This window comes from Streptomyces sp. NRRL F-6676 (assembly GCF_000725625.1).
Taxonomy (GTDB): Bacteria; Actinomycetota; Actinomycetes; order Streptomycetales; family Streptomycetaceae; genus Streptomyces.
Map to the genome: position 1 here is coordinate 1 of NZ_JOHS01000101.1, position 5,377 is coordinate 5,377.

The 5,377-nt window shown below is 70.5% G+C and carries 4 protein-coding genes and 1 pseudogene; all 5 read right to left on the minus strand.

The window, feature by feature from the left end:
- Positions 1-330: GTP-binding protein (locus IO29_RS30950; protein ID WP_037818490.1), on the minus strand; the 330-nt coding region annotated here is incomplete at its 3' end.
- Positions 311-880, minus strand: a complete 570-nt coding sequence (locus IO29_RS30955; RefSeq protein ID WP_030383473.1) for a DUF742 domain-containing protein — start codon at positions 878-880, stop codon at positions 311-313. The genes IO29_RS30955 and IO29_RS30950, both read right to left, overlap by 20 nt.
- A gap of 97 nt (positions 881-977) precedes the next feature.
- The gene (locus tag IO29_RS30960) at positions 978-1,391 is read right to left on the minus strand and encodes a roadblock/LC7 domain-containing protein (RefSeq protein ID WP_004983065.1); all 414 of its coding nucleotides are present in this window, start codon (positions 1,389-1,391) and stop codon (positions 978-980) included.
- A 10-nt stretch (positions 1,392-1,401) separates the two neighbouring features.
- A complete protein-coding gene (locus IO29_RS30965; protein WP_030383474.1) occupies positions 1,402-4,734 on the minus strand; it encodes a sensor histidine kinase in 3,333 nt (1,110 codons plus the stop codon).
- A 411-nt stretch (positions 4,735-5,145) separates the two neighbouring features.
- Positions 5,146-5,377, minus strand: a pseudogene (locus tag IO29_RS30970) (ATP-binding protein); the annotation flags it as partial.

Consider the following 5,377-nt stretch of genomic DNA (forward strand, 5'->3'; position numbering starts at 1 on the left):
CACCGCGCCGATGGCGCCGCGCACGAGGTCGTCCCACATGAACCAGAAGCGGTCCTGGCCGGGCGTGCCGAACAGGTAGAGGATCAGGTCCTGGTCGAGGGTGATGCGGCCGAAGTCCATGGCCACCGTGGTGGTGGTCTTGTCCCCGGTGTGGGTCAGGTCGTCGATGCCGGCCGAAGCGGACGTCATGACGGCCTCTGTGCGCAGCGGGTTGATCTCCGAGACGGCGCCGACGAACGTGGTCTTGCCCACGCCGAAGCCGCCCGCCACCACGATCTTCGCGGACGTGGTGGAGCGGGAAGGCCCTCCGCTAGAGCTTGCGAAGTCCACTGAGCACCCTTTCGAGCAAAGTCACGTCTGGCTGTCCGCCGGCGCTCTCGTCGCCGCCGGGCTGATGAATGGCGACCAGGCCCGCCTCCGCCAAGTCGGCGACGAGGATCCTGGCCACGCCGAGAGGGATCGTCAGGAGGGCCGAGATCTCGGCGACCGACTTGATTTCCCGGCAGAGTTGGCAGATCCGCTGATGCTCGGGCAACTGGCCCTGCATCTGGTGCGGCTGTGCGGTGGTGTGCACCAGCGCCTCGATGGCGAGCTGGTAGCGGGGCCTGGTGCGGCCGCCCGTCATGGCGTACGGGCGCACCAGGGGGTTCGACGCCCCCGCGGGCGCCGGCTCGGGGCTGCGTCGCTGCGGCTGCACGGGCTGGATGCGCGGTGCCGAGGGCTGGTCGTACGGCGACGGACCGGGACCCTGCGGCGGGTACGGCGAGCCGTGCCGGGGGGTGGAGGAGAAGTCGTACCGGTGCCCCGAGCCGTCGCCGTGGCCCTGCTGGGGGCCGTACGACCAGCTCTGCGAAGGCGAACCGCCTGGGGGTGTTGTCACGATCTCTCCTCCTCCGACTGTGCCGGGCACCCAACCCTGTGGAAGCCGCGTCCCGAAACCTTACGGCCCCGGGACGCCAAGACGCACGGTCCGTTTGTCAGTTGAGAAGGCTCCCCTGGAGCTCCGCACGGAGATCGGGTGTCAGCACCGTACCGGCACGGTCCACCAGGAGGGCCATCTCGTACCCGATGAGGCCGATGTCCGCCTCCGGGTGTGCGAGAACCGCGAGGGAGGAGCCGTCGGAAATGGACATGATGAACAGGAATCCCCGCTCCATCTCCACAACCGTCTGATTCACGCTCCCGCCCTCGAAGATGCGGGAGGCACCCGCGGTCAGCGAGGTCAGACCCGACGCGACGGCCGCCAGCTGGTCGGCGCGGTCGCGGGGGAAACCTTCGGACATCGCCAGAAGGAGGCCGTCGGCGGAGACCACCACCGTGTGGGACACCCCCGGGGTGTTGTCCACGAAGTTGGTGATCAACCAGTTCAGGTTCTGTGCCGCCTGGCTCATCGGGCTCACACTAACGCTCCTGGTTGTAGGTGCTGTCAGGGCCACTGTGTTCATTCGTCGTGGCCTGACCGTTCTTGTCACTTCCTGCGCTGCGTCCCCGCTGGACACCCCGGCGCAGGTTGCTCAGCCTGCCCCGTACGTCCTCGGGGGCGCGGGAGACCTGTGGGCCCCCCTGCTCGGTGGGTTCCGCGGCGCCCTCCATGAGGTTCGCCTTGGGCACCCGGCGCGGCAGCCCGGAGGCGGTCACCCCGCCCGCCTTGGGCTTGCGGAGCTGGGAGGCGTGCTGCCAGCGCTCGTCGTTGGCCGAGCGCCAGTCGCCGCCCGGCTCCACCGGCGCCGCCGGCGATTCGGGTGCCGCCGTCCGCTGTCGCGCCCCGGCGCCGTTCACACCGCTCGCGGTGGTGCCGCGGCGGGGCAGTCCGGCGTCGGTCAGCTGATGGCCGGCGGTGGGGGCCGGCCCCGGACGGTCGAAGCCTACGCGGTCGGGCTCGGCCACGTCAGCGGCCTGCGAGGATTCCGTTTCCGGAGCGTAGTCGGAGTGATATCCGCCCGAGAACTCGTCCTGCTGCGGCCAGTTCTCCTGGTAGGCGCCGTTGTCGAGACCCGTACGCGTATCCGCGGCCGCGGCTCCGGTGGGCGTCTGCGCGTCCTGGGCGGGCTCCGCATACGGCTGCTCCGGGTAGCCGCCGTGCACCGGGAACTCCCCGCCGGGAGCGGGAGCCGACCCCTGCGCGTAATACGTCTCGCCGTACGCGGGCTGCTGCGGCTGCTCGTACGCGTCCTGGCGGTCGTAGCCCGGCCGCTGCTGGTCGTAGCCCGTGGCCGGGTCGGCGTAGCCCTGGTCCGGCGCGTAGGCCGCGGGTGTCTCCGGGTAGGAGCCGTCCTGGCCGCCCTGCCCGTTGTCGTAGGCGGACTGCTGGGCCTCGTACTGCGCGGTGAAGTCGTCCGGGTACGGCTGCTGCGCCTGGGCGTGCTCGGGGTTCTCCGCCGCGGGCTCGCCCTGGGTCTGCGCCTCCAGCGCGGCCCGGCGCTCGCCGCGGGCCAGGGAGCGGCCGACCGGGTCCAGGTCGCGGAGGTCGTCGGGGGCGTCGGCGTAGCGGCTGTCGTCGAAGCCGAGTTCGGCGGCGGTGCGCTGCTGCGGGCCGCCGAAGTTCTCGCCGGGGAAGGGCTGCTCCGGGATGAGCTGGGAGACGGTGAACTCGCCGCCGCCCTGCCGCGCGGTCTCGCCGCCGCCGCCGTGCGTGATCGCGTCCGGCAGCATGACCAGCGAGGTGGTGCCGGCCTGCTCGCCCGAGGGGCGCAGCTGGACCCGGATGCCGTGCCGGTCGGCGAGCCGGCCGACCACGAACAGGCCCATGCGCTGGGAGATCGCCACGTCCACGGTGGGCGGGTTGGCCAGCTTGTGGTTGATGTCGGCGAAGTCCTCGGCGGTCAGACCGATGCCCTTGTCGTGGATCTCGGTCATGATCCGGCCGTCGGGCAGCCGGGTCGCGGTCACCCGGACCTTGGTCTGCGGGGAGGAGAACGTGGTGGCGTTCTCCAGCAGCTCGGCGAGCAGGTGCACGAGGTCGGTCACCGCGCGGCCGTGGATCTCGGCCTCGGGGACGCCGGACAGCTCGATGCGCTCGTACTGCTCCACCTCGGAGGAGGCGGCGCGCAACACGTCGACCAGCGGGACCGGCTGGTCCCAGCGGCGGCCCGGCTCCTCGCCGGCGAGGACGAGGAGGTTCTCGCCGTTGCGCCGCATACGGGTGGCGAGGTGGTCCAGCCGGAAGAGGCTCTCCAGCTGGTCCGGGTCGGCCTCGCTGTTCTCCAGGTCGGTGATCAGGGTGAGCTGGCCCTCGATCAGCGACTGGTTGCGGCGCGAGAGATTGGTGAAGATCGCGTTGATGTTGCCCCGCAGCAGGGCCTGCTCGGCGGCGAGCCGCACGGCCTCGCGGTGCACCTGGTCGAAGGCGCGGGCGACCTCGCCGATCTCGTCCGTGGTGGTGATCGGGATGGGCGCCACCCGGGTGTCGACCCGGCCGGGGTCGGTCCGCGAGAGCTGGTCGACCAGCATCGGCAGCCGCTGCTCGGCCACGCCGAACGCGGCGTTGCGCAGCCGGCGCATCGAGCGGCTCATCTGCCGGGCCATGAGCCCGGCCAGCAGGAACGCGGCCAGGAGGGCGATGACCACGATGCCGCCGGTGATGAACGCGGACTGCTTGGCGTCGTCGGCGATGGCGGAGGCGTCCGTCACCGCGTTGTCGGCGAGGTCCGACTCGATCTTGCGGTAGGCGTCGTACTTGAGGGTGTTCACCCCCCACCAGTTCTGCGCCGTGATGCCCTTGGCGGCGAGCTGGGCGCGGGCCGCCTGGTCGGTGGAGGGCAGCGTGGCCAGCGCCGAGACCATCTTGGTGGTGTCGGTGGGCGGCGGGACGTAGGTCTCGCCCTGGGCCGCGGCCGCGTCGGCGGCCTTCTTGGCCTGCTCCTGCCCGTCCGCCTTCAGCTGGGACTTGGCGGCGTCCAGCTTGGCGGCGTCCTGCTCGGTGCCGCCGCCGAGGTACTCCTCGACGGCGATGTTCTCCAGATAGGCGTAGGAAGAGAGCGCCACCCGCTGCTTGCCCAGGCTGTCCTCGGACGTGCCCGGCTTGACCAGCAGATGCGTGCCGATGGACCGCTCCAGCGACAGCGCCGCCTTGGTCAGCGAGATGGCGTAGACGGTACGGCCGTAGCTGGTGATGTTGCCGGTGCCGAGGCCGAGTTCGTTGGCGAACTCCATCAGCGGGTGGGCGACCTCGACATAGCCCTCCTCGGTCTGCACGCCGGTGAGCTTGGAGGTGTACGCGGCCTGGCGCAGCGGGACGAGCCCGGTCTCGGACTTGCGGAAGATGGCGAGCCGGCGCTCCAGGCCCGGCTTGTGCGGCATGCCCTTGGCGGCCTGGTCGAAGGCGTCGGCGGCCTGGTCCGTGTTGGCGCGGACCTGGACGACGGTGGAGTCCTTGGCCCCCTTGCCCTGGAGCAGGGGAGCGGCGGAGACGTCCCGTTCCTGGTAGAGGGCGTCGGCGTAGGTGAGGGAGGCGCGCACCAGGCGGGCGGTGCTCTCGGCGTCCCGGGCCTCGTTCCAGGTGTCGATCGAACTCTTCACCTGGAAGCCGCCCATGACCAGACCGACCCCCACGGGTATGAGGAGGATCGCGTTCAGCCGGGTGGGCACGCGCCAGTTCCGGGGGGAGAGGCGGCCGCCGGACTTGGGCGGCGCCGTCGGTTCCGGTCCGGAAACCTGTGCGGGCGCCGCTCCGCGCGGCGGCGGGGTGAAGTTGCCCCGTGCCGACGGCTCGGGACCGTTCTTGCTTCGCCTCACTCGACCAACAACCTCTCGGCGCCGGCACCCGGTCGTGCCGCGGTGATTCCAGAGCCCTGTCGATGAACCTGTACGTCGTTCTGTACGTCCTTGACTACTGGGCAGTTCAGGCATTCCAGCACGCGGACCTCCGCTCTTCCAAACATCGGAAAGCAACGATTCCGCGTGATGTAAGCATCAGATAAATCGGTCAAAAAGAGCGAGCCCCGTCAAAAGACGGGGCTTTCGTGCGCGCAGCGGCACCGAGCGACCGCGACGCGTGTCGGCGCAGACCGATTTCTACGTCTAAACGTTATGAACAACGGGGCCGACCGTGTCAAACACCACAGTCGGCTCCGTCGCCTCTACGCCGGGGCTACGACAACTGCCGTACGGCGTGAATGACTTGTGTGCTGGTCTCCTCCGTGCCGGCTACCGCAGCCGGGCCATCAGGGCGTGCTCGACCAGGGTGATCAGGGTCGACTTGGCGTCCGCCCGGTGCCGGGCGTCCGTGGTGATGATCGGTGCGTCGGGCCCGATCTGAAGGGCCTCGCGCACCTCTTCGGGGTTGTAGGGCTGCTGGCCGTCGAAGCCGTTGAGGGCGATGACGAAGGGCAGGCCGGAGTTCTCGAAGTAGTCGACCGCGGGGAAGCAGTCGGCCAGG